This is a genomic window from Bacillus sp. SA1-12 (genome assembly GCF_000981385.1).
Taxonomy (GTDB): domain Bacteria; phylum Bacillota; class Bacilli; order Bacillales; family Bacillaceae; genus Metabacillus.
In genome coordinates this window covers 1-691 of the sequence record NZ_LATZ01000092.1, presented here as the reverse complement: position 1 = coordinate 691, position 691 = coordinate 1, and the positions used below count along the sequence as shown (strand labels likewise).

Annotated in this window: 1 rRNA gene; it reads left to right on the top strand. The window is 45.3% G+C overall.

Annotated features, from left to right (window positions below):
• Positions 1-208 precede the first annotated feature (208 nt).
• Positions 209-691 (top strand): 23S ribosomal RNA (locus WQ54_RS17965); the annotation flags it as partial.

Genomic DNA, 691 nt, shown 5'->3' with positions numbered 1-691 from the left:
GGCTGGATCACCTCCTTTCTAAGGATGAAATGAAGGATAAAACCTTCATTAAAAAAGACGTTTCTGATTTTGTTTAGTTTTGAGAGAACTATCTCTCAAAAGTGTTCCTTGAAAACTAGATAACGATAACAATTCAAGTATTCACTGAGTTTAAACGCTTAGTTTAGTGATTCTCTTAATAATTAGTAATGACATCAATGATGTCGAAGGTTAAGTTGTTAAGGGCGCACGGTGGATGCCTTGGCACTAGGAGCCGATGAAGGACGGTACTAACACCGATATGCTTCGGGGAGCTGTAAGTAAGCTTTGATCCGGAGATTTCCGAATGGGGAAACCCACTGTTCGTAATGGAACAGTATCTTTACCTGAATACATAGGGTAATGAAGGCAGACCCGGGGAACTGAAACATCTAAGTACCCGGAGGAAGAGAAAGCAAACGCGATTTCCTGAGTAGCGGCGAGCGAAACGGAAGAAGCCCAAACCAAGAGGCTTGCCTCTTGGGGTTGTAGGACACTCTATTAGGAGTTACAAAGGAACGGGGTAAATGAAGCGGTCTGGAAAGGCCCGTCATAGAAGGTAACAACCCTGTAGTTGAAACTTCGTTCCCTCCAGAGTGGATCCTGAGTACGGCGGGACACGTGAAATCCCGTCGGAAGCAGGGAGGACCATCTCCCAAGGCTAAATACTCCC